At 67.4% G+C, this 24202-nt stretch carries 19 protein-coding genes; 6 read left to right on the plus strand and 13 right to left on the minus strand.

Features of this window, described 5'->3' with window-relative positions:
• Positions 1-79 precede the first annotated feature (79 nt).
• From GWK18_RS09395 to ptsP, 3 genes are read right to left on the minus strand one after another with little or no spacing between them, the layout of a single operon-like run.
• Positions 80-829, minus strand: a complete 750-nt coding sequence (locus GWK18_RS09395) for a glutamine amidotransferase (RefSeq protein WP_123825408.1) — start codon at positions 827-829, stop codon at positions 80-82.
• A gap of 21 nt (positions 830-850) precedes the next feature.
• Positions 851-1726, minus strand: coding sequence for a formate dehydrogenase accessory sulfurtransferase FdhD (locus tag GWK18_RS09400; protein ID WP_233568796.1), 876 nt, complete (start codon positions 1724-1726; stop codon positions 851-853).
• 54 nt (positions 1727-1780) lie between these two features.
• Positions 1781-3511: a phosphoenolpyruvate--protein phosphotransferase gene (gene ptsP / locus GWK18_RS09405; protein WP_123825410.1), complete on the minus strand. Its 1731-nt coding sequence runs from the start codon at positions 3509-3511 to the stop codon at positions 1781-1783.
• A gap of 128 nt (positions 3512-3639) precedes the next feature.
• Between ptsP and GWK18_RS09410 the strand changes: the two genes are divergently transcribed.
• From GWK18_RS09410 to GWK18_RS09425, 4 genes are all read left to right on the plus strand, one after another.
• Positions 3640-4590, plus strand: coding sequence for a DeoR/GlpR family DNA-binding transcription regulator (locus GWK18_RS09410; RefSeq protein WP_166834832.1), 951 nt, complete (start codon positions 3640-3642; stop codon positions 4588-4590).
• Positions 4587-5552, plus strand: a complete 966-nt coding sequence (locus GWK18_RS09415) for a 1-phosphofructokinase family hexose kinase (protein ID WP_123825412.1) — start codon at positions 4587-4589, stop codon at positions 5550-5552. Before GWK18_RS09410 ends, GWK18_RS09415 begins: the two co-directional genes overlap by 4 nt.
• Positions 5553-5608: 56 nt before the next feature.
• On the plus strand, positions 5609-7732 hold the full coding sequence (locus GWK18_RS09420) for a fructose-specific PTS transporter subunit EIIC (RefSeq protein ID WP_166834834.1): 2124 nt from the start codon (positions 5609-5611) through the stop codon (positions 7730-7732).
• 223 nt (positions 7733-7955) lie between these two features.
• Positions 7956-8225, plus strand: coding sequence for an HPr family phosphocarrier protein (locus GWK18_RS09425; protein ID WP_123825414.1), 270 nt, complete (start codon positions 7956-7958; stop codon positions 8223-8225).
• 111 nt (positions 8226-8336) lie between these two features.
• Here GWK18_RS09425 and GWK18_RS09430 read toward each other — a convergent pair whose 3' ends face one another.
• Positions 8337-9671, minus strand: a complete 1335-nt coding sequence (locus tag GWK18_RS09430) for a glycosyltransferase 87 family protein (protein ID WP_166834836.1) — start codon at positions 9669-9671, stop codon at positions 8337-8339.
• A gap of 336 nt (positions 9672-10007) precedes the next feature.
• Between GWK18_RS09430 and GWK18_RS09435 the strand changes: the two genes are divergently transcribed.
• Positions 10008-10649 carry a hypothetical protein gene (locus tag GWK18_RS09435; protein ID WP_166834838.1) on the plus strand — a complete coding sequence of 214 codons (642 nt, stop codon included), beginning with the start codon at positions 10008-10010 and terminating at the stop codon, positions 10647-10649.
• A gap of 92 nt (positions 10650-10741) precedes the next feature.
• Entirely contained in the window at positions 10742-11287 is a 546-nt protein-coding gene (locus GWK18_RS09440; RefSeq protein ID WP_166834840.1) for a hypothetical protein, read from the plus strand.
• 6 nt (positions 11288-11293) lie between these two features.
• On the opposite strand, the gene GWK18_RS09445 is transcribed toward GWK18_RS09440, so the two are convergent.
• The 9 genes from GWK18_RS09445 to GWK18_RS09485 all read right to left on the minus strand — a co-directional run bounded on the left by GWK18_RS09445 (position 11294) and on the right by GWK18_RS09485 (position 24076).
• Positions 11294-12670: a metallophosphoesterase gene (locus GWK18_RS09445; RefSeq protein ID WP_166834842.1), complete on the minus strand. Its 1377-nt coding sequence runs from the start codon at positions 12668-12670 to the stop codon at positions 11294-11296.
• A gap of 100 nt (positions 12671-12770) precedes the next feature.
• The gene (gene moeB, locus GWK18_RS09450) at positions 12771-13985 is read right to left on the minus strand and encodes a molybdopterin-synthase adenylyltransferase MoeB (protein WP_348535915.1); all 1215 of its coding nucleotides are present in this window, start codon (positions 13983-13985) and stop codon (positions 12771-12773) included.
• Complete coding sequence (locus tag GWK18_RS09455) at positions 13982-15112, minus strand: molybdenum cofactor biosynthesis protein MoaE (protein ID WP_167739422.1); 1131 nt, start codon at positions 15110-15112, stop codon at positions 13982-13984. The genes moeB and GWK18_RS09455 overlap by 4 nt, the downstream gene beginning before the upstream one ends.
• Positions 15109-15609 (minus strand): cyclic pyranopterin monophosphate synthase MoaC, encoded by a 501-nt coding sequence (moaC, locus tag GWK18_RS09460; RefSeq protein WP_123825420.1) that lies wholly within the window; start codon positions 15607-15609, stop codon positions 15109-15111. The genes GWK18_RS09455 and moaC overlap by 4 nt, the downstream gene beginning before the upstream one ends.
• 133 nt (positions 15610-15742) lie before the next feature.
• Positions 15743-16984: an MFS transporter gene (locus GWK18_RS09465; protein ID WP_166834848.1), complete on the minus strand. Its 1242-nt coding sequence runs from the start codon at positions 16982-16984 to the stop codon at positions 15743-15745.
• 66 nt (positions 16985-17050) lie between these two features.
• Positions 17051-17857 (minus strand): respiratory nitrate reductase subunit gamma, encoded by an 807-nt coding sequence (gene narI / locus GWK18_RS09470; protein WP_166834850.1) that lies wholly within the window; start codon positions 17855-17857, stop codon positions 17051-17053.
• Positions 17854-18657, minus strand: a complete 804-nt coding sequence (gene narJ, locus GWK18_RS09475; protein ID WP_166834852.1) for a nitrate reductase molybdenum cofactor assembly chaperone — start codon at positions 18655-18657, stop codon at positions 17854-17856. Before narJ ends, narI begins: the two co-directional genes overlap by 4 nt.
• The gene (narH, locus tag GWK18_RS09480) at positions 18654-20339 is read right to left on the minus strand and encodes a nitrate reductase subunit beta (protein WP_166834854.1); all 1686 of its coding nucleotides are present in this window, start codon (positions 20337-20339) and stop codon (positions 18654-18656) included. The genes narJ and narH overlap by 4 nt, the downstream gene beginning before the upstream one ends.
• Entirely contained in the window at positions 20339-24076 is a 3738-nt protein-coding gene (locus GWK18_RS09485; protein ID WP_245193150.1) for a nitrate reductase subunit alpha, read from the minus strand. The genes narH and GWK18_RS09485 overlap by 1 nt, the downstream gene beginning before the upstream one ends.
• Between the last annotated feature and the right edge of the window lie 126 nt (positions 24077-24202).

The following is a 24202-nucleotide window of genomic DNA, read 5'->3' on the forward strand; positions in this document are numbered from 1 at the left end:
ACCGTATCCAAGTCGGGAGACACCCGAATCACCCCTTTGAACGATTACCGAAACGATTACCGGCACCTCGGCCCAAGGGCTACCGGGCGAAGACTCGCACGAACTCCCGCAGGAGCAAGGACGGGACGTGCACCTTCGGGCCGTCCTTGACGTGTTGCTTCACCGATTCGGCGTCCTCCAGGCGGAAGTAGCCGTGGTGCTTGTAGGCCTCGATACGTCCGATCAGCGCGGGTTCGTCCAGTTCGGGGTGGAACTGTGTGGCGTAGGCGTGCGTGCCCACCCGGAACATCTGCACGGGGCAGGTCTCCCCCGTGGCCAGCAGCACGGCGTTGGGCGGCAGCTCCCGAATCGCCTCCTTGTGTCCCACGAAAGCGTGGAACCGCCGGGGCAGGGCGGCCAGCAGCGGGTCCCGGGCGCCGTCGTCGGTCACCGTGACCTCGATGGCGCCGACGTCCTCCCCGTAGGTGCCGTCCACGATGCCACCCTGATGTACGCCCAAGGTCCCGACGCCGTAGCAGGCACCGAAGAACGGAATCCGGTCCGCCATGACGCGGTCCAGCAGCTCGCCCAGGGACAGTTCGACGCGGACCTGAGTGGCGGACTTCTCGGCCTGCGGCAGGGAGGTGTTGAAGGGCGAACCGCCCACCAGGACCCCCGAGTAGCGGCTCAGGTCCAGGGCCGCGAGTTCACGGGAGGCTTCTTCGCCCTGCTCGAGCCGCAGCCTGTGGAGCTGGCTCGGTTCCAGGCCCGCGAAGCGGCACATGGTCTCGTGTTCCTCGTCCGCAATGGTGTCTTCGGGACGGGTGGAGACCAGCAGGAACGGCAGCATGGTCACACTGTAGTGGCGCGTTCAGTCGCCCACGCAGGATGTGTCGATCCGTTGCCCGCCCGCGTAGATGTTCGCCCCCGTGCCCCGGTTGAAGCCCACCAGCGTCAGTCCCGTCCGATCCGCGACGTCCACTGCCAGCGCGGAGGGGGCGGAGACGGCCGAGAGCATGGGAATGCCCGCCATCACGGCCTTCTGGACCAGTTCGAAGGAGGCTCTGGCCGAGACCTGCAGGACCGTCCCGGTCAACGGCAGCAGGTCCTGCTCGAGGGCCCACCCGACTACCTTGTCCACGGCGTTGTGCCGCCCCACGTCCTCGCGGACGCACAGGAGTTCGGGCTCCCCGCTGCCCACGAGGCCGGGCCCCACACCGGCGTCGGGCTCGTCACCGGCGTCGGGCATCCGGAACAATGCGGCCGCGTGCACGCCCCCGGTCGAGGAGAACAACCGCTGTTCGGCTCGCAGCCGGTCGGGCAGCCCCAGGACGGTGGCAAGGTCCACCGTGAGCGGGTCCGTGAGCGGCTCGTACGGGGAGACCTTGAGGACGCCGTCCATCGAGGCCGTGCCGCACACCCCGCAGGACGACGACGTGTAGACCTCCCGGCGACCGCGATCCGCCCGGGCCGCGACCTCCGGGGGCAGTTGGACGTCGACCACGTTGTAGTCACGCATGCCTTCGGCGTCGATGCCCGAGCGGTAATCCATCCGCAGAATCTCGGACTGGGAGCCCAGCACGCCCTCGGAGACCAGGAACCCGGCGACCATGGCGAAGTCGTGACCGGGCGTCCGCATGGTGACCGCGAAGGACTCCCCGTTGAGCCGGATCTCCAGCGGCTCCTCCCCCACCAGGGTGTCCGCGCGGGTACTTTCCCACAGGCGGCCTTCCTGGTCGGTGCGGATGCGCTGTACGCGGCGCCGCTGGGTCGAACGCGTCACGGGTGCCTCAGACCGCCCTCACTTGCCGCCCTTGATGATGTCGAAAGCAGAGTCCCTGGCCGCCTGGGCGGTCGGTGCGGACACCGCGGCCTCGGCGGCGCGGGCGATCTGCTCGTCCGTCGCCTGACCCAGCTGGACGCCGACGGCGGCCAGGGCCGGTGCGGCAGCGGACAGCGAGGTCACGCCGAGGCCCACGAGCACGCAGGCCAGCAGCGGGTCGGCCGCGGCCTCACCGCACACTCCCACGGGCTTGTCCGCGCGCTGTCCGGCGTCTGCTGCCATCTTGATGAGCTTGAGCACGGCGGGCTGCCAGGGGTCCGTGAGCTGAGAAAGCTGCGAGGCCATGCGGTCGGCGGCCATGGCGTACTGGGTCAGATCGTTCGTGCCGATCGAGAAGAACTCCACGTGCTTGAGCAGTTCGTCCCCGAGCAGTGCCGCGGACGGGACCTCGATCATGACGCCGGGGATCAGACCGCGGTCGCGGCACAGCTTGCCGTACCACTCCGCTTCCTCGACGGTGGCGATCATGGGGGCCATGACCCACGGTTTGGCACCGGTGCCCTTGACGGCTTCTGCGACGGCGTCCAGCTGGCGTTCCAGGACTCCGGGCTCGTCGAAGGCGATGCGCACGCCGCGCACGCCCAGGGAGGGGTTCGGTTCGTCCGGCATGGTGGCGAAAGCCAGCGGCTTGTCTGAACCCGCGTCCAGGGTCCGGACCACGACCTTCTGGTCGTGGAAGGCCTCGAAGACCTCCCGGTAGATCCCGGCCTGGGTCTCCACGGAAGGTTCGGACTGGGCGGAGAGGAAGCAGAGCTCCGTACGGAACAGACCGACACCCTCGGGCAGGCCGGTTGCCGCGGCGGTCCGGGCACCGGCCCCGTCCTGCACGTTGGCCAGCAGTTGGACCCGCGTGCCGTCAGCGGTGACGGCGGGGCCGGTCCAGGACCTGATCTTGGCCTGGACCTCGGCGGACTCCTTGGCACGGGCCTCCGCCTTGAGCGGATCCGGGGTGGTCTCGATCTCACCGGCCTCGCCGTCGATCAGGATCAAGGAACCGTCCTGGATCTGGGTGAGCGCCGAGCCCGCGCCCACGACGCAGGGGATGCCGAACTGCCGCGCGATGATCGCGGTGTGGCTGGTCTTGCCGCCCAGCTGCGTCACGATGCCGCGGACCAGCTCCGGATCCAGGCCGGCGGTGTCAGCGGGGGCCAGGTCCTCGGCGAGCAGAATCACCGGCTCCTCCGGGGACGGGACACCCGGTTCGGGCTCGCCGCGCAGTTCGGCGACCACACGGTCGCGGATGTCCTTGAGGTCCGTGGTGCGCTCGGCCATGAGCCCACCGATCTTCTCGAACTTGGCAACAAAAGTGTCGGTTGCACGCACGGTGGCAACAACTGCGGTGGTGCCCGAATCGATGTGTTTGGCCACGGCGCGGCGCCATCCCTTGTCCGTGACCAGGGCTGCGGTGGCCTCCAGAACCTCGGCGGCGTGGCCCTCGGCCTTCTCCGAACGCCCCTTCAGACGGTCCGCCACGGTGGCCGCCGCGACGTCGAAACGCTCCTTCTGCTCGTCGCGTTCGGCTTCGGGAACCACCGGGCCGTCGGTCGGCAATTGTGGCCGTGGCCTGGCCCAAAGCGCCGGACTGGCCGCGATTCCGGCAACCACGCCGATCCCCAGCAAAGGTGCCGGGGCAGCGTCGGTGGATTCGCCAGCCGGAGTCGCCGGATCGAAACGGGCATCAACAGACATGGGGAGTGCTCCTCGCCTTCGAGTTCTCCTGCGCACGTGGCAGTGGCGGAATCCTCAGGATACGCGGCGCGTGGAACGGGCGACAACAAAGGTTGACAAGCAACAGATTCGGGCATGATCATTCACATATGGGCGTAACAGAGATCACGCCCGGTGCCCCTGATCCCTCATCCGGTCCGGATCGCACCGGGTCCGACGCCGGCAACGATGCCGGGTCGACCACCCAGGTCCCGGCCGGTGCCCGACCGGGCATCGGCGAGCATGATCGTGAGCAACCTCCCGTTCCCGTCATGTACGCGAAGGAACGCCGCCAGGCCATCGTCCGACTGACCGCAGCTCGTGGTCGGGTGTCGGTGGCGGACCTGGCCGTCACGTTCGCGGTGGCGCCGGAGACCATTCGACGTGACCTTGACGTGCTGGTCCGCTCCGGGCAGGTGGACCGGGTGCACGGCGGTGCCATCCCTCGTTCGTCGTTCGGCACCATCGAATCCACGGCCCGCGAGCGCCGGACCACCCGCGGGGACGCCAAGGCCGCCATCGCCCGCGCCGCCATGGACTACCTACCCGAGTCCCACGGGAGCATCATCCTGGACGGCGGGACCACCACGGGCGCGCTGGCGGCCGAGATGACTCTGCGCTCCGAGCAGGATCCGACCGCGGGCCCGCTGACCGTGATCACGGACTCCGTACGGACCGGCCTGGAGCTCTCCACCACGCGCAGCCTGACCGTGCACCTGCTCGGCGGGGTTATTCGTGACGTGACGGAAACGGTGGTGGGCGCCATGGCGCTGACCATGCTCGGGCAGGTTTCGGCCGACGTCGCCTTCCTGGGTACCAACGGACTCTCCGCGGACTTCGGGCTCACCACCCCGGACGTCGAGGAAGCCGCCGTCAAGCGGCTCATGACCACCCGCTCCCGCCGATGCATCCTGCTGGCCGACGCGTCCAAGTTCGATTCGAACTACATGTGCACGTTCGCCGAACTCGAGCAGCTCGATGTCCTGATCACGGATGCCCAGCCGCCTCGGCATCTGGCCCAAGCCCTGAAAGCCCACGAAATCGAGGTCGTGATCGCATGATCATCACTTTTACCGCCAACCCCAGCATCGACCGCACGGCGAATCTGTCCGTCGCCCTGGAACGCGGCGGCGTCAACCGCATCGTGTCCGTCGACGACGGGCCTGGCGGCAAGGGGATCAACGTGTCCCGCGCATTGACGTTGGCCGACGCCCCGACCACGGCGATCTTCCCGGCACCCGATGGAGATCCCCTGGTCCAGGCCGTCAAGGACGCGGGCGTGGGCTTCGCCCTGGTGGAGACCGACGTGCGTGCCCGCACCAACCTGACGGTCACGGAGCCCGACGGCACGACGACGAAGATCAACGAGCCGGGGTCCCCGCTGGACGAGGCCGCACAGCGCGCCTGTATGGACGCGATCCTGGCTGCGGCCGGTGCCGGTGACTGGGTCGCCCTCTGTGGCTCCCTGCCTCCGGGACCGACCGAGACCTGGTACGCGGACATGGTTGCCGAGTTGAAGCAGGCCGGCCTGGAGGTCGCCGTCGACACCTCCGATGCACCCCTGATCGCGCTGGCCCAGGACCTGGAAGCCGCTGCCCCGAGCCTGTTGAAGCCCAACGGACTCGAACTGGGGCAATTGGTCGGCGCTGACGGCCCCGCCATCGAAGCCGCCGCCGAGAACGGGGACTTCCTCCCCGCCGCTCAAGCAGCACGGAAGCTCGTGGATCGCGGGGTGAGTGCGGTCCTGGCCACGCTCGGAGCCGCGGGGGCGGTCCTGGTGACCGCCGACGGCGCCTGGGTCGGCAACCCGCCGCCCATCACCCCCGTGTCCACCGTCGGCGCGGGAGATTCCTCCCTGGCCGGTCTGCTGCTGGCCTTCACCCAGGGCCTGGAACCCGCCGAATGTCTGCGTCACGCGGTCGCCTACGGCTCCGCCGCCACCGCACTGGCCGGCACCGGCGTCCCGGCCCCCGAGCAGGTCGACCTGCAACGCACGCGCGTCACCGAGCTCCCGCTCGACTGACCCACCCTTCAGATCCAGAAGTAACCATCCACAACCCACCGAGCAAGGAATCCTCAATGTCAGAGCAACCTCTGATCGTCCCGGAGCTGGTCGTCCTCGATCAGAATCTGGGCGCTCACAAGAACGATGTGATCACTCAACTCTCCGGCGTCGTGGCCGCAGCCGGTCGCGCGGACTCAGCCGACGGCCTGGCGGCCGACGCGTTGGCCCGTGAAGATCAGTCCCCCACCGGTCAGCCCGGTGGCATCGGCATCCCTCACTGCCGATCCACGCACGTCAACACCACTTCCCTGGGCTTTGCCCGGTTGGCCGAACCGATCGACTTCGGCGCCAAGGACGGCCCCGCGGACCTGATCTTCCTGATCGCCGCGGCCGACGGCGAAGGCAAGGAACACCTCAAGCTCCTGTCCAAGCTGGCCCGCGCCATGGCCCGCAAGACCTTCCTGTCCTCCCTGCGTGAGGCCCAGACGGCCGAGGAGGTCGTGGCGATCGTCGAAGAGGTGCTGGCTCCCAAGCAGACCGGCGCAGGTTCCGGCGACGCCGCCACTTCCGGGGGCGCCTCCGGCTCCACTGCCGCTGGTGCCACCGCTGCCGGGGCAGCTGGCGCGGGTGCCGGTGCTGCCGCGGCCGGTGCTTCCGCTGGTACTTCCGGTTCCGGCAAGCGCCGTCTGGTGGCCGTGACGTCGTGCCCCACGGGTATCGCGCACACCTACATGGCCGCCGAGGCGCTGGAGCAAAAGGCGCAGGAAATGGGCCACGAACTCGTGGTCGAGACCCAGGGCTCCTCCGGCGGCACGGCGTTGACCCAGGAGCAGATCGACGCCGCCGACGCCGTGGTGTTCGCCGTCGGTGTGGGCGTCCGTGACCGCGAGCGCTTCGCGGGCAAGCCCGGCGTGGAAGCGGGCGTCAACGTCGGCGTCTCCGATCCCGAAGGGCTGATCACCAAGGCGCTGGCAGCCGCCGACAACCCCAACGGTCACCGGATCGCCGGTGGCGGTGGTTCCGGCGGTGGCGAAGGCTCCGGTTCCTCGGAGGGCCAGTCCTGGGGACGCCGCATCCAGCAGGCGCTCATGACCGGTGTGTCCTACATGATCCCGTTCGTGGCCGCGGGTGGTCTGTTGATCGCCCTTGGCTTCGCGCTGGGTGGTGCCGAGCGCGTGGCCGAGGTCGCGGAGACGGTCATGGCCGAGAACTCGCTGTTCAACCTGCCGGCTGACGGCGGACTGTGGCTCTACCTGGGCTCGGTGTTCTTCACCGTGGGTGGTCTGGCCATGGGCTTCCTGGTCCCGGCGCTGTCCGGCTACATCGCCTATGCGCTTGCCGGTCGACCCGGTATCGCACCGGGCTTCGTGGGCGGCGCCATCGCCGTCGCCGTGGGCGCCGGGTTCATCGGTGGTCTGGTTACCGGCCTGGTGGCCGGTCTGATCGCCATGGCGATCGCCGCGATCAAGGTGCCGCGTTGGTTGGCGGGCCTCATGCCCGTGGTCATCATCCCGCTGGTCACGACCACCCTGGTCGGCCTGCTCATGTACCTCCTGCTGGGCAAGCCCCTGGCCAACCTCATGACCTGGCTTCAGAATGGCCTGAACTCCATGACCGGCACCTCGGCCATTCTGCTGGGCATCATCCTGGGCCTCATGATGTGCTTCGACCTGGGCGGCCCGGTCAACAAGGCGGCCTACCTGTTCGCCACAGCCGGCCTGGCACAGGGCACCGACGCCGCGATGGGCATCATGGCCACCGTCATGGCTGCGGGCATGGTTCCGCCGCTGGCCATGGCGCTGTCCACCACTGTTCGGGGCAAGCTGTACTCGGAGGCCGAGCGCGAGAACGGTCGCACCGCGTGGCTGCTGGGCGCCTCGTTCATCTCCGAGGGTGCCATCCCGTTCGCCGCGGCGGACCCGCTCCGCGTGATCCCGTCGATGATGGCCGGCGGTGCCGTGACCGGTGCCCTGACCATGGCCCTGAACGTCACGCTCAACGCCCCGCACGGTGGCATCTTCGTGGTTCCCGCCATGGGCAACCCCTGGGGCTTCCTGATCGCACTGGTGGCCGGCGTCGTCGTCGCTGCGGCGATCGTGACCGTCCTCAAGGGCCAGCGCCAGAAGTCGCTCATGGCCAAGGCACAGCGCGAAGCACAGTCGGAGAACGCGCCGACCGCAGCCTCCGTGGCCGCATGACGAACGCAGCCGGATAGGCACCGTTTCCACAGCGCCTCTCCACCCACGTGGCCCCACCGATCCGAATGGACCGGCGGGGCCACGTCACGTAGCGGACTGTTCCGGCCACAAAATGGCCCAGTCGGCCACCGGCTGCAACACTGGTACCGGTTTCACAGGCGCGTGGCGGTAGTCTCGCCACAGCGTACAGCTACCCAGCAAGTTGCAATCCACAGGAGGAAACATGCCCAGCAAGAAGGTTGTCGTCGGTTCCGCAGTCGGTCTGCACGCCCGCCCCGCCGCGATCATCGCGGAGGCAGCAGGCGAGTTCGACGACGAGATCCTGATCGGCCTGGTCAACGATCCCGACGAGGAGCCCGCTGACGCATCCTCCTCCCTGCTGATCATGGCCCTGGGTGCGGAGAAGGGCACCGAGGTCGAGGTCAGCTCCGAGAACGCCGACGCCGTGGAGAAGATCGCCGCCCTGGTCGAGAAGGACCTGGACGCCGAGTGATCTGATCACCCGCTCACCCAGCGCTGAACCCTCGCGAAACTCGCGCATCAGGCGTTGATGCGCGAGTTTCGCGAGGGTTCAGCGCTGTCCGGGGGTGCTGTCCGGAGGGGGTTATGAACGTGCTTCGCGGCGTCCGTCGCGGATGACGACGGACGCCCAGAGCAGCAGCAGCACGAAGAGGACCAGGTACGGGAACACCCAGATGGTCTCCGCGACGTGCAGGTGGACGCCCACCCGGTCCGTCAGGTACAGCCCGCGCATGGGCCCGATGTAGGCGCCGATCAGCCAGATCCACGTCAGCAGAGCAGCCACGGTGCGCACGGTTCCGTGGAACAGACGGGGGAAGGCCTCGACCCACAGGGCGGCGGCGATGACCGGGAAATAGACCTGGTGGTGCGACCAGGAGATGGGTGACATGAACAGCATGACCAGGGCATTCATGGAAATCGCCGATAGGATCATCCCTCTGCGCGTCAGGTACACGAGGGCGACGGCCACCAAAGCGATCATGATCAGGACCAGCGGATAACGGATGGGGTCTACCACGGACTCCGGCAGCCAGTTCTTGATGATGATGCCGGTCAGCGCCGTGTTGTCGATGTACTTGATGGAACCGACGCGATCCGAAGCAGACACGGACTCCGTCCAGAACTGCATCGAGTCGTTGAAGATGACCAGGAAGCCGATTCCGACGGTGGCGGCGAACGCCAACCCCATGGCGATGATGGCCTTGAACTGCTTCTGCATCAGGAAGATCAGGCCGAAGGCCAGCGGCGTCAACTTGATGCCCGCCGCCAGGCCGATCAGCACACCGCGGGGAATGAACGCCGTCGCGCGTTCCAGGCCCGAACCCGTGCCGTCGGTGCGCCGCACAAGGTCCAGGAAGATCAAGCCGAACAGCAGGATGTTGACCTGCCCCAGGGAGATCGTTCGGATCCAGGGCCCGCAGAACAGAATCACCGCCAGCACCAGCGCCCACATGGCACGGCTGCCCAGGTAACCGGTCAACGGGATGGGGCGACCCTTGCGGTTGGCGTAGGAGATCAGCGCCCCGGTCAACAGGGCCCCGACGACGACGTCGAGAACCAGCAGCAGGTACTGGGTGATGCCGAACGGGATCCAGGCCAGCAGTCCGAAGAGCAGTGCCGCAAACGGTGGATACGTGAACGGCAGGGTGTCCGGCCCGCCCCACGGGACGGGGAAGGCCAGGTCGTACAGCGGCTCCTGGCGCGTGTTCGGGTGGGCAACCCACTGGGCGCCCATGTTGTAGACCATGAGGTCCAGGGAACCTTCGAAGACCAGCTTGACGGCCCAGACCAGCGCGGCCACCAGTGCCACGTAGGCGAGTGCCTTGGCCCAAGCAGGCCCGGTCCCGGGCACGTGCGGAACCAGCCACCGGCCTCTGCTCTCGCCTTCGGCGCGGGTGGTGCGAACGGACGCGGACAAACGGGCCTCCTGCGGCGGGGTTCCTGGGGTCGATCACGAAATGCCCCGCGCGCGGTGGTGATTCGGCACGCGGACGGCCTGTTGGTACCCCGAGTTCGGGGCCCACCACAGAGTACCCGCGGCCCCGGGTCCTTCCCCGTGATTGCCCACGACGACGGGCATGCGCTCCGTCACCCACCCATTCGGAACGGGTGCTGCCCGAGCCCACGACGTGCCTCCGTGGCCGTCAGCATCGCGACAACAATTCGATGACGACTGTCGTGGCAAGGTGCGACGGACCGTTAACGTGAAATGAGTCATGAGCCGATCAGCCGACTGCGTGGAGGCGCAGGACCGATGGGCAAGGAACCGAACGACGACTTCCCGCTACCGGTCCCGGTCACCGGGTGGCAGCGATGGCGTCCCGTGCTGCTGATTGTCGGCTTTGTGTTGTTCTTCATTCCTCTGGTTTTTACGGACTTTGTTCCCGTTCCGGAACTGGTGGGCCGGGCCTGTGTTGCCCTCGTGGTTGCTGCCCTGTTGTACGACTCGGTGGGCAGGATGACACGTGCACGCAGTACCCGGGGGCAGCGGCGGCGGGCACTTGCCAAGGAGATTCCCAGCGAATTGGGGCACGCCGAGTGGTCGGGTGTGGTCGACAGCCTTGACCGCAATTCACTGGATTCCTTCGCGGAGGCACTCACCGAGGTGGCACCACGTTTGACCCGGGACCACCGCCATTCGCGGTCCAGTTTGGCGGTGTTCCGCTGGGTCCCCGAGTCGTACCTTCACGGCTACGGACGAATCGTGACCATCCGCGTACCCGCGGGAAGTGGCGGCCAGGACGTGACGGTGACGGTCGACCCGCTCGTGCCCACTGCAATCCTCGACTTCAGGGCTGCCGCACACGATGCAGCCGAGTTCGTCCTGGCCCTCCAGTGCCTCGCGCGGCTCCGGACAGGTTCCTTGCCCATGCCGGTCAGGACAGGACGACTGTGACGGTACGCGGGGAGCCACATCAGGGGCGCTTTCGCCCACCTCGCGCTTGGAAGCGCCGCACGACGTTGATCACGCTCGCCGGAGCATGGCCTGTGCTGACGCTTTTCGTGGTGTTCGCCTTCAGGAGCTTGGCCGGTTGGATCTGGGATGCCGAGCAGATCGGCGCCCTGGTGGGGCTGGGCGTGATGCTGGCAATGCTTGTCGTCTTTTGGAAACTCCCGGCCCCGGTGGGCCCGGGTGAACCGGCTCCGATGGACCTCGAACAGGATGGTGATTCTCACCGCTGGACCGGAGAGGTCCCGGGATTGACCCCTGTGAACCTGGAGTCCGTCTTGATGCAGGCGACCGAGGTCTATCCGCGGCTCCAGCTGAAGTCCGTTTCACAGGAGGGAGACTCGGCCACCCTCACCACGAAGGCCGGATGGAGCACGACAGGTGCGGACGTCGCCGTTCGCTGTCTTCAGCAACACGGTGCCGATGGGTCCGTTGAATCCACGGAGTTCACTCGATACGAGGTCACCATCTCCCCCGGGACCGCTGCACCGGACGTGCGACAGCAGGTCGACGACCTGACCCGGCTGGTCTATCTCCTGCAGGAATTGGCGTCCCCGCACGCGGCACCTGATACCAACCGCTGACTGTCCCTACCGCCGTTTGACCATCCAACGCCCCACGACGGCGGCACCCACGGCACCGGCCAACGTGAGGGCCGTCCCCCAGGGGTCCGGGACAGCTCGCCCCGTGGTGTCCGCAGTACCGCCCGTATGAACTCCCGGACTGTCCGTAGCCCCACCCTCGTGCGGAAGCCCGTCGTTCCTCATCAAGTGGGATCGGAGGTCCACGGGGAGGATCAGGTGGTCGGGGTTCACCCACTGCTCAGGGGGAACGGCGGCCGCTCTCCCTCCCGATCGCATGGCATCCATCTGGACCTGCGGCGCGTAGTCGGCCGGTGCGAAACTGTCCAGGACGGGAGAGTAGGTGGTGATCCGAACCGATCCGTCGGCAACCCGGAACTGCAGGAGCCGCAAGAAACCCGTGCGCTTGTCACCGTCCGGTTCTTCGTACCCCGCGGGAAACTGCTCGTCCGGCAGGCGATGCGCCTGGTAGTCCGCCAACACGCTGGTGACCCGGTGTCCGCCTTCGGTCTCCAGGACCCACCCCGTGCCTGAGACGTGGCCACAGAGGACCATGACCACGTTCGCGTTACGGGACACGATCTCCCGGTGGATCTTCTCCCCGTCGTCCGCCCCATAGCTCCCGGGACCCCCGAACTGCGCCCCGGAGCCGTCAGGGTTCGTCCCCAGGTCGAGGTAGTGGTGCGTACAGATCACCGCATCCCGGTCCGCATGGCGTTCGAGCATTCTGTTGGCCCACGAGACGTGTTCATCCCGGACCCCGTAGCCGAGGTGGAGGAAGACCAACCGCAGTTCCCCGACGTCCACCAGGTCGACGTGGCAGCTGTTGTCCAGCGGGCGCCATGGGCCGCCGTAATGCGCCTGGACCGGCAAATCGCCGGCGGAAGGCCGCCACTTGCGGGCCGCAACGGCACTTCGAGGGGGGCCGAAGAACCGGTTGAACATGGTCAGCTCCGGCGACCCGTGCCCTTCGTCAGAACCCCAGCGGTTGTCGTGGTTCCCCGGCAACACCCCGACCGGGACCCCCGCTGCCTCGACCGTCTTGATCAGGCGCCTGGCCTCCTTGAACTCGGCTCGCGCGGTGGAACGCCGGTTCCAGAACCAGCACCAGTTCTCGACCAGGTCACCCGTGTGGGCCAGGTACACGATCTTTCGCGGCCCCGCGTTCTCCGCGACCCACCGCCCGATGGCATCTTGCGTAGCCCGGAAACGTGCCTGACGCTCGGGGTCTGTCGCATCGGCGGCGCCCTCGGCGATGTACTGGGTGTCGGTCAGATGGACGACGGCGAAGTCGTAGTCACTTGGGTCGGCGAACCCAGCGTCGGCTTGACGAGCATCCATCTGGTGGCCTCCCCACATCTGCAATGCGCCCATGGTCGGGGCCATGATGACACCCCGGCCTGACAAGGAGGTGAACAGCCCGACACGATGTTCCGGACTCTGCCCTCGTCACGGGATGACGCGGGCAGAGTCCGGGCGCCCCGTCTCAGACCGTGCGCGACTGCCCGTCCAGCCAGGCGGTGATCCCACCGCCCAGATGCTTGACGCGCCGGTTCCGGCGGGCTTCGGCGTCGTCGTTGCGCAGGAGGCCGAGCGCTTCCGCGGAGCGCACCCCACCCTGGCAGTGCAACACCACTTCCGCAGCATCGCCCAGCCGGTCGAAGGCAGCCCCCGAGCGGAACTCCCCCAACGGCACCAGGACCGACCCGGGAATTGCGGACAGCTGGTTTTCCCACGACTCGCGGACGTCGATCAGCACGAAGTCGCGGTCCCCGCGTTCCCGTGCCGCCAGCATTTCTTGTAATTCCAAGACGCCGACGGTGTCCAGGTCCTCGCCCTCCGAACCCGATTCCGGGTCAGGCACCGCGCAGGCAGCCCCGGAACCCTCCGCCCCGTATCCGTCCCGGTCGAAGACCCCGAACGGATGCATCGAACTCACCGGCGGCTGCGACCGCACCAGCGGAATCGTGGCCCAGGTCCCGTCCAGCGCGTCGTACGTGGTCACGCGGCCGACCAGCGGCTCCCCCGCGCCCATGATCACCTTCATGGCCTCGAGCGCCATGGCCGAACCGATCACGCCGGGCAGTGCGCCGAGAACCCCGGCCTCGGCGCAGTTCGGCACGGACCCCGGTGCCGGTGGCACGGGATGCAGGTCGCGATAGGTCGGCCCGTGGGTCGACCAGAATACGGAGAACTGCCCGTCGAAGCGCAGGATCGACCCCCACACGTGCGGCACTCCGGTCACCGAGCAGGCGTCCGAGAGCACGTAGCGCGTTTCGAAGGTGTCCGAACCGTCGAGGACCAGGTCGTAGCCGGAGACCAGCTCCACCGCATTGGCGGCAGTGAGCCGCTCCGTGTGCTCCACCACGCGCACATCGGGATTCAGGTCCCGCACCCGAGCGGCCGCGGCCCCGACCTTGGGCTCACCCACGGCGGCGTTCCCGTGGATGACCTGACGTTGCAGGTTGGAGATCTCCACCCGGTCGTCGTCCACGATGCCCAAGGTGCCCACCCCGGCGGCGGCCAGGTACAGGATCGCGGGGGAACCCAGGCCTCCAGCCCCCAGGCACAGCACCCGGGCGGCCCGGAGCCGACGTTGCCCGTCCTCGCCGATCGCAGGCACGCGCAAGTTCCGTGCGTAGCGCTGCACCTGCTCGAGCGTCAGCGCGGGCCCGGGTTCGACCAGCGGCGGGAGTTTCACAGGTTCACCCATTCCTTGGAGCCGTCGCCCAGGTGCTGTTCCTTCCAGATCGGCACCCTCTGCTTGATCCGGTCCACCAGCGCGTCACACACCTCGAAGGCGCGCTTGCGGTGTGAGGCCGCCACGGCCACCTCCATCGCCGAATCCCCCACGCGCAGTCGCCCGGTCCGGTGTTCGGCCACGATCCGCACCCCCGTGTGCTCCTGGGCGAGTTCTTCACACACCCGCAGGAGCACGTTCTGCGCGGTCGGGTGGGCGGTGTAGTCGAGTTCGGTCACCGGCCGGCCGCCGTCGTGGTCACGGACCAGCCCGCTGAAGCCCACCACGGCGCCCGTGGTCCGGGAGGCTGCGGCCGCCTGTACCTCCGCGGCATCCAGTCGATTGTCCGTGACGCGGGCGGTGACGACGACGGACGGCGCCCGGTCCACCGGATGGTCGCCTTGGACACCGCTGGGCTGATACCCCGCGGCCGGCTCAGTTCGCTCGGCATCGGCGTCGACCCGATCATCAGCGGCACTCGGTGCCTGATGCCCCGCGTCCCGGTGTCCGTTGAGCTGCTGGAAGACGTGGTCCAACAGCGGCAGGATCACGCCGACGCCGTCTTTGACTCCCCCGCGGGAACCAGGCAGGTTCGCCACGAGCGTCCGCCCCGACACCCCAACCGCGCCCCGGGAGAGCACGGCCGTGTGGGTGTTGCGCAGGCCCGCGTCCCAGATCGCGTGCACCACTCCGGGCAGCTCACGGTCCAGGTACTCGCGCGTCAGCTCCGGGGTGACGTCGTCGGGCATCAGACCGGTGCCTCCGGAGACGATCAACAGGTCCGGGCGTTGCTCGACCGGCAGCCCCCGCAGGTGGTGGTCGAGTTCGGCGCGCAAGGGCTCACCGTCGGCCACCACAACGGGATCCGAGCACTCGTGTCCCGCCTCACGGATCAACGTGACGGCGGTGGGCCCGGACTTGTCCGGATACGTGCCCGCGGCCGCCCGGGTGGAGGCCACGAGGACCACGGCGCGGTACGTTCCGGAGATCTCCGCAGTGTGCCTCGCGTCGTGCTCGCGGCGAGGCTCTCCGGGAGCACCCCCGTGGACGGGAGGTTGCTGAGTCTGATCGAATGGTTGGTCGCTCATGTGTCCTCCCGCTGCCAGTCCCCGGATTTCCCGCCGGACTTGGCCAGCACCTTGATGTCTGTGATTTCAGCGAGCTTGTCGACCGCTTTGATCATGTCGTAGACGGTCAGCGCTGCCACGTTGACGGCGGTCAGGGCCTCCATCTCCACACCCGTGGCCCCGCGGGTCCGCACCATTGCAGTGATCTTCACCCCTGACGCCAGGCGCTCGAAGTCCACCGTGACCTTGCTGATCGGCAGTGGATGGCACAGTGGGATCAGTTCGGGGGTCTTCTTGGCGGCCATGATCCCCGCGACCCTGGCCACGGGCAGCGCATCGCCCTTGGGAAGGTCTGCGGTGAAGATCATCTCGACGACGTCGGGGCGGGTTTGCAGGTGAGCCACGGCGGTGGCCTCCCGGGTGGTCTCGGCCTTGTGCGAGACATCCACCATGTGCGCCGAGCCGTCCTCGCGGACGTGGCTCAGGCCCTTCGGTGCGGCCGGGTCTTCGTGTGGCAAGGGGTCTCCCGAATGGTGAGGTGCGGTAGCGCGTGGCGAACCGCGGTCGTGAGTGGCAGAAGGTCCGCCCGGACAAAGACTGTGGGCGGGCGTTCGAGTTCCGAACACCCGCCCACAACCCTAGAACGCCGGACTAGGCAGTCGCAGCGGTGCGGTCGTCCACCTTGCCGCCGTTGCGCAGGATGAAACAGGTCACCAGACCCAGGGCGCAGAACACCGCCAGCAAGGTCAGCCCCACGAAGTAAGAGTTCTGGGCCTCGTTGTAGGTGGCGCCCATGACCAGCGGCGGGAAGTAACCGCCCAGGCCCCCGGCTGCGGCGATGATGCCGGACACGGTACCCACCGTGCGCGGCTCGGAAGCACGGGCCACCCAGGCGAACACGCCGCCAGTTCCCAGGCCCAGGAACAGCGCCATCAGGATGAAGATCGGACCGTAGACGTGCTCGGCCGACGGCTGGAAAGCCACCACGATGGCCAGCACAGCGGCACCCACGTAGGACGTGATGGACACGATCTTGGGGCCGATCTTGTCCGCAACGGTGCCACCGATCGGGCGGGCCACCACGGCGGCGGCGGCGAAGCCCGCGGTACGGGTACCTGCACCGGTGGGATCGAAGCCGTACACGTTGGCCAGGTAGGTCGGCAGGTAGTTGGAGAACGCCACGAAAGCACCGAAGACGATGGCGTACATGAAGCACAGCAGCCAGGTCTCCTTGAGCGCGAACGCGACCTTGAGCTTCGGCATGATCGGGGTGTGCTCGACACCGCGACGCGTGGGCGATTCGCGCAGGCCCAGCCAGCAGATCGCGGCCATGAGGGCCACCAGAACGGCGATCAGCACGTGGGCGCCCATGTAGCCGAGCGCAGCCACCAGGCGCGGGGTGAAGAACGCGGACACCGCGGTGCCCACCATGCCTGCGCCGAACACACCGGTGGCGAAGCCCTTGCGGTGTGCCTCGTACCAGGACGAGGAGAACGGGATGCCGATCGCGAAGACGGTGCCGGCGATGCCCAGGAAGAAGGACACGAACACCAGCAGGCCGAAGTTGTTCATCTGGCCCACCAAAGCGGTCAGAAGCACCAGCGGTGCGGCCAGCCCCAGGATCAGGGTGAACATGACCCGTCCGCCGTAACGGTCGGTCAACGCACCCACGGGCACGCGGGCGACGGATCCGACCAGAATCGGCATGGCGACCAGGATCGAGGTCTGTCCGGCGCCGAGGTCCATGTTCGCGGCGTAGGTCTTGGACAACGGGCCGATGATGGTCCAGGCCCAGAAGCCCATGATCGAGGCGAGTGTGGCCAGCAGCAGGTTGCGCAGCTGCCCGGACTTCAATTCCGCCGCGAGGGCGTCATTGGTCTGAGTTGCAGACATTGTCGTATTGCTCCTTTGAAGGGTGCCGCGGGCAGCTCCTGACTGCCCCACGGAATGGAGAGCGGCTTATCGGCCCGAGGGAGTCTTTTCGCGCCGAGTGGATCCGCCGCGGCGTGCACCGCGATCGCGGTCCTGGGTGCCAACCGGGTCCCATCCGCGACGGGCCGGAACGGAGCCGGAGCGGGTCACGCGGTCGCGGGAGCGGTAGACGATGTAGGGCCGGAACAGGTAGTGCAGGGGCGCGGTGAACGCGTGCACCAGCCTGGTGAACGGCCAAGCCATGAAGAGGGTGAACGCGAACAGCACGTGCACCTTGAAGGACAGTCCTGCGGCCGCCATGGCGGCGACGTCGGGCTGGAGGATCCAGATGGAACGGAACCACGGGGAAACGGTCTCGCGGTAGTTCGGAACACTGTGGTCGAACACCGAGATGATGGTGGTTGCCAGACCGGCGATCAGGGTCACGACCAACATGACGTACATGATCTTGTCGTTGTTGGTGGTCGCCATGAACACGGGGCCGGTCTTCCGCCGACGGTAGATCAGCAACGCCAGGCCCACGAAGGTGCCGATGCCCGCGAACGTGCCCGTGGACAGCGCCAGGATGTGGTATGCGTGTTCACTCAGCCCCACCGCGTCCGTCCAGTTCTTGGGGATGATCAGGCCCACGATGTGCCCGATCAGCACGGCCAGGATGCCGAAGTGGAACAGCGGGGAGCCGATCCGCAGCAACCGGGATTCGTAGAGCTGGGAGGAACGTGTGGTCCACCCGAACTGGTCGAACTTGTAGCGCCAGATGGTTCCGCCGATCACCACCAGCAGCACCACGTAGGGCAGCACGCCCCACAGCAGGATGTCGACGACGGAACTCATGCGGATCCCCTTGAACTAGGCGAGGCTGCGGCCTCGGAATGAGTGGGTAGGAAGTCGGCAGCCGAGGTGTCCGGTCCGGGTCCCTGCGGTGCGGACAATCCTGCGGACTGGGCGCCGTCGACCACCGGAAGGAGCCGGGGATCGAAGGGCTGCAGCCCCACGGTTTCGGTGGGCGGGCCGTAGCCGGCCATCTTCATGACGGCGTCCCGGTCCTCCGGAGAGGCCCCGGGCAGCGTCGAGCACACGAGCTCGATCACGCCCAGCTGCGGGAGGTCGTCGTCGCGCAGGGCGAGGCGGAGCAGTTCGAGCGACGGACGGTACCGCTGCAGCAGCTGGGCCCCGTCCTCGGGGTTGACCAACGCCGCGAATTCCAACACCACCGGCAGGTGGTCGGGAAGCTCAGAATCATCCAGCTCTCGCCCGTTTTCCCGGTACATCTGCTTGAAGGCCAGCAGGGCCTCCCCACGACGCCGGGTGTCCCCGTCGGTCCAGTAGGTCAGGTGCAGGGGATGGCGGCGGGAGAGGTCGAACTCCTGGACGTAGTCACCCTGGACATCGGCCAACGGACGCGCCGTGAGCCACTCGACCAGGGGTGCGATCGCATCCGCGTTCGCCCCGACCTCGGTCAGTGCCTGCCGGATGGCAGGCAGCTGGTCGATGAGGTCCTGGTCCGGGTAGCCCAGCAGCAGCGCGGCGGCCTGCCGCACCACTGCCGAGCGTCCTGGATCGGTGTCCTCCCAGGGTTCGGCCTCGACCGTTCCCTTCTTGGCCAAGCCGAACAGTCGCGCAAGGCGGCTCATCGGCGTCCGCCCGCATCTCCCTGGCCACCTTGCTCGGCCGGGAACAGGCCGTCAGGGTTGCCCTGACCGTCCCAGTTGAGCAGGTTGACCCGACCGGCCAACTGCGAGTTGCCCGTAGGGTCCTCACTGGTCTGGCGTGCGCGCAGGGCGTTGAAGTTCTCGATCGCCACGGGCGTGGGGCGGCCGGAGGCTTCACCCAGTCCGCCCATCTGGCCCATGCCGGGACCGCCGTCGACGTCCAGGGAACAGCCCATCTCCTCGAGCCCGTGGGCCTCCTCGAGGTGCGCAGTCGGGATGACGTAGCGCTCCTCGTACTTGGCGATGGCCATGAGGCGGTACATCTGCTGGATCTGGCTGCCGGTCATGCCGACGGCCTCGGCGATGGACTCGTCCGGTTCGTTGCCCAGCGTGAGGTCACGCATGTAGGAACGCATGGCCGCCAGCTTGCGCAGGACGTTGGTCACAACCTCCGTGTCGCCCGCGGTGAACAGCTCCGCGAGGTACTCCACCGGGATGCGCAGCGAGTCGATCGCCCCGAAGAGCACGTCCGCGTCCTCGCCGTCGTGGCCCTGGCCGCGGAGCAGATCCACGATCGGGGATAGCGGCGGGACGTACCAGACCATGGGCATGGTGCGGTACTCGGGGTGCAGCGGGAGCGCGACGCGCAGTTCCTTGGCCATGGCGTAGACCGGGGACTTGCGGGCCGCATCCAGCCAGTCCTCCGCGATGCCGTCGGCACGAGCCTGACGGATGACCTCGGGGTCGTTGGGATCCAGGAGGATGTCCAACTGCGCCTCGTAGAGGTCCTTCTCGTCGGGGGTCGCGGCGGCCTCGGTGACGCGGTCGGCGTCGTAGAGGAAGATGCCGATGTAACGCATACGGCCCACGCAGGTCTCCGCGCACACCGTGGGAATGCCCACCTCCACGCGCGGGTAGCAGAAGGTGCACTTCTCGGCCTTGCCCGACTTGTGGTTGTAGTAGATCTTCTTGTACGGGCAGCCCGTGATGCACTGACGCCAGCCGCGGCAGCGGTCCTGGTCCACCAGCACGATGCCGTCCTCCGAGCGCTTGTAGATCGCGCCGGAGGGGCAGGAGGCCATGCAGGACGGGTTCAGGCAGTGCTCGCAGATGCGCGGCAGGTAGAACATGAACGTCTTCTCGAATTCAAGACGGATCTGTTCTTCCGACTGCTCACGGATCTTCTGGAGAATCGGGTCCTTCTCGTCCGTGTTGGCGGTGCCACCCAGGTCGTCGTCCCAGTTCGCGGACCACTCGACCTTGGTGTCCTTGCCCGTGATCAGCGACTTGGGCCGGGCCACCGGGAAGTCGTCGGTCGCCGGGGAGGCCACCAGGTTCTCGTAGTCGTAGGTCCAGGGCTCGTAGTAGTCATCGAGCTCCGGCTGGACGGGAGAGGCGAAGATGCCGAACAGCTTCTGCAGGCGGTTGCCCGACTTGAGCTGGAGGTTGCCGCGCTTGTTCAGCGTCCAGCCACCGCGCCACTTCTCCTGGTCCTCGTACCGGCGGGGGTACCCCTGACCGGGACGGGTCTCCACGTTGTTGAACCACACGTACTCCGTACCGGCACGGTTGGTCCAGGCTTGCTTACACGTCACCGAACAGGTGTGGCACCCGATGCACTTGTCGAGCGTCATCACCATGGCGGTTTGGGCCATGACACGCATTAGTACTGAACCTCCTGGGAGCGCTTGCGGACCACGGAGATGATGTCGCGCTGGTTGCCCGTGGGACCGTGGTAGTTGAACGCCCACGACTGCTGGGCGTATCCGCCGATCATGTGGGTGGGTTTGAGCAGGATTCGGGTCACCGAGTTGTGGATGCCACCACGGCGACCGGTTGCCTCGGACTTGGGAACGTCGATCGTTCGCTCCTGGGCGTGGTGGACGTAGACGACGCCGGTCGGCATGCGGTGGGAGACGATCGCACGTCCCACGAACACGCCGTTGGTGTTCACGCACTCGACCCAGTCGTTGTCCTTGGCCTCGATCAGTTCCGCGTCCTGCGGGGACATCCACACGCTCGTGCCGCCTCGGGAGAGCGAGAGCATGAACAGGTTGTCCTGGTACTCGGAGTGGATCGACCACTTGTTGTGGGGGGTCAGGTAACGCACGGAGATCGAGAGATCCCCACGCTCACCCAACCGCGGTTCGCCGAACAGGGCACTCATGTTCAACGGCGGCCGGTACGTGGGCATCATCTCGCCCATGTCCTTCATCCAGTCATGATCCAAGAAGAAGTGCATGCGTCCGGTCAACGTGTGGAACGGCTTGAGGCGTTCGATGTTGACCGTGAACGGTGCGTAGCGCCGCCCGCCGGTCTCCGAACCCGACCACTCCGGTGAGGTGATGACCGGAACCGGCGCGGCCTGGGTGTCCTTGAAGGTGATGCGCTTCTCTTCGGAGCCCAGTGCCAGGTCGTGCAGCTGCTTGCCCACACGCTTTTCAAGCTTCTTGAAGCCCTGCACCGCGAGTTCGCCGTTGGTCGTACCGGACAGGGTCAGGATGGCCTCGGCCATCCGCGAGTCCGAATCGATCGCGGGGCGCCCCGCAGCAGCACCGGAGTCGAACACGCCGTGCTGGCGGGCCAGCCGCTCGGTCTCGTGACCGACGTCGAACGTGATGTTCTTGGTGGTCAACCCGAGCTTGTCAGCCAGCGGACCGACCGACACGTACTTCTCGCCGATCGCGGTGTAGTCGCGTTCGACCACCTTGAAGGCGGGCATGTTCTTACCCGGGATCGCGGGCAGGTCGGTGTTCTTCCAGTCCGGTGCGTGACCGCCCGGCTGCCCGATCTCACCCGGGGTGTCGTGGGTCAGCGCGGTGGCCACCAGATCCTTGCGGGTGTCGAGCGTGCCCTTAGACAGGCGCCCGACCTCGTCCGAGAGCAACCGGAACATCTCCCAGTCGGTCTTGGCCTCCCACGGCGGGTTGATCGCCGGAGTGAACGCGTGCACGTAGGGGTGCATGTCCGTGGAGGAGAGGTCGTGCTTCTCGTACCAGGTGGCCGCGGGGAACACGACGTCGGAGAGCAGCGTCGATGAGGTCATACGGAAGTCCGCCGAGACCAACAGATCCAGCTTGCCTTCGGGTGCCTCGTCGTGCCATACGACTTCCTGCGGCTTGGAGTTGACGTGGTCCTCGCCCAGCACGTTGTTCTGGGTGCCCAGCAGGTGCTTGAGGAAGTACTCCTCGCCCTTGGCCGAGGAGCCCAGCAGGTTGGAACGCCACAGCACCAGGGTGCGCGGCCAGTTCCGGGCGTCGTCGGGATCTTCGACGGCGAAACGCAGGTTGCCCGCCTTTAGCTGAGCGGCGATCCACTTGCCTTCGTCCTCGGCCTCCCCGGCTGCGACGGCGGCCGCGGCCTGATCGGCAACCTCCAGCGGGTTCTCGAAGAACTGCGGGTAGAACGGCATCCAACCCAGGCGCGTGGACTTGGCGACCACGTCCGCCGTGTGCATGCCGTCCAGGTGACCTTCGGCCAACGGGGACTGCAGGGACGCCGACGAGTGACCGTCCTGACGGAACTGGTCCGTGTGCATGTACCAGAACGCGGTGCCGATCATGAAGCGCGGCGGACGCGACCAGTCGCCGGCGGAGGCCATGGTGGCCCAGCCCGTGATCGGGCGGGCCTTCTCCTGGCCCACGTAGTGCGCCCAGCCACCGCCGTTTCGGCCCTGGCAGCCGCACAGCATGAGCAGCGCCAAGATCGCGCGGTAGGTGGCGTCACCGTGGTACCACTGGCAGATGCCGGCGCCCAGGATGATCATGGACCGGCCGCCCGACTTGACCGCGTTGGTCGCGAACTCGCGGGCCACGCGGATCACGGCCTCGGCCGGAACCGAGGTCACGGCCTCCTGCCAGGCCGGGGTGTAGGCGGTGTCGACGTCGTCGTAACCCGTGGCCCAGTCACCCGGCAGACCGTCACGGCCCACGCCGTACTGGGCGAGCATGAGGTCCAGGACCGTGGTCACGGTCTTGCCTGCGACCTGCGTGACGGGGACGCCGCGGTTGATCACGGAGCCCGTCCCGTCGTCGTCGACGAAGGCCGGCAGCGCGACCGGGGACACAGCGCCGTCGTAGCCGGCGGTGTCCGAGATCGACAGCGACGGCGTACGGCCCTGCAGGTCCAGGTTCCAGCGGCCCTCGTCCTGCTCGTTGTAGCGGAAGCCCATGGAGCCCTGCGGGATGAATTCCTCGCCCGTGGTGCGGTCCAGCAGGATGGTCTTGAACGCGGCATCGGCCTGGTCCTCTGCGCCCAGATCCGCTGCGGTCAAGAACTTGCCCGGGACCACGGCCCCGTCCTCGCGGGTGTCCAGGGTGATCAGGAACGGCAGGTCCGTGAACTGCTGGACGTAGTCCTCGAAGAACTCCGTGCGCTTGTCGACGAAGTGCTCCTTGAGGACCACGTGGCCCATCGACATGGCCAACGCCGCATCCGAGCCGGCCTGCGCGGGCAGCCACTCGTCGGCGAACTTGGTGTTGTCCGCGTAGTCCGGGGACACCGAGACCACCTTGGTGCCGCGGTAGCGGACCTCAGCCACCCAGTGGGCGTCCGGCGTACGCGTGACGGGGATGTTGGAACCCCACATCATCAGGTACGTCGCGTCCCACCAGTCACCGGACTCGGGGACGTCGGTCTGGTCGCCGAAGACCTGCGGCGACGCCACGGGAAGGTCGGCGTACCAGTCGTAGAAGCTGTTCATCACACCGCCGATGAGGTTGATGAACCGGGCTCCGGCGGCGTGGGACACCATGGACATGGCGGGGATCGGCGAGAAGCCGATGCAGCGGTCCGGCCCGTGCTTGGCGATAGTGTGCACGTGGGCGGCGGCCGTCATCTCGATGGCTTCCTGCCAGGAAGCGCGCACCAGACCGCCCTTGCCGCGAGCCTGCTGGAAGGTGCGGCGCTTTTCGTCGTCGTTGACGATCGAGGCCCAGGCTTCCACGGGGTCGCCGCCGACGGCGCGCTTGGCCTCGCGGTACATGTCTAGGAGCACGCCGCGGACGTAGGGATAACGAACGCGGGTGGGTGAGTACGTGTACCAGGAGAAGGCCGCACCGCGGGGGCAGCCGCGGGGCTCGTACTCGGGGCGGTCGGGGCCAACGGACGGGTAGTCCGTCTCCTGCGCCTCCCAGGTGATGATGCCGTCCTTGACGTAGACCTTCCACGAGCAGGAACCCGTGCAGTTCACGCCGTGGGTGGAGCGGACCACCTTGTCGTGGCTCCACCGGCTGCGGTAGAAGGAATCCCCGGACCGGCCACCCTCGCGGAAGACCGCGCGACCGTCGTCGGTCTCGTCCCATCGGGAGAAGAATTTTCCGACCTTGAGCAAGGCATTGGAGGCGGGGCCGTCGAGGCGGGCGGGCTCCCTGGTCTCTCCTGGAGGCATGGAAGTACTCATGCCCATGAAGCTATCCAGAAAACACCTTGGGCTCGTGGTCCGCGAGGCCTGTTGCCAGCAATTGTTCGAGTTTCCGAAAAACCCACTTGATTTCCGTCAAGGAAGGGGCCGCCACCAGTGTGTTTG

This window comes from Kocuria sp. JC486, from assembly GCF_011602805.1.
GTDB classification, from domain to species: Bacteria; Actinomycetota; Actinomycetes; order Actinomycetales; family Micrococcaceae; genus Kocuria; species Kocuria soli.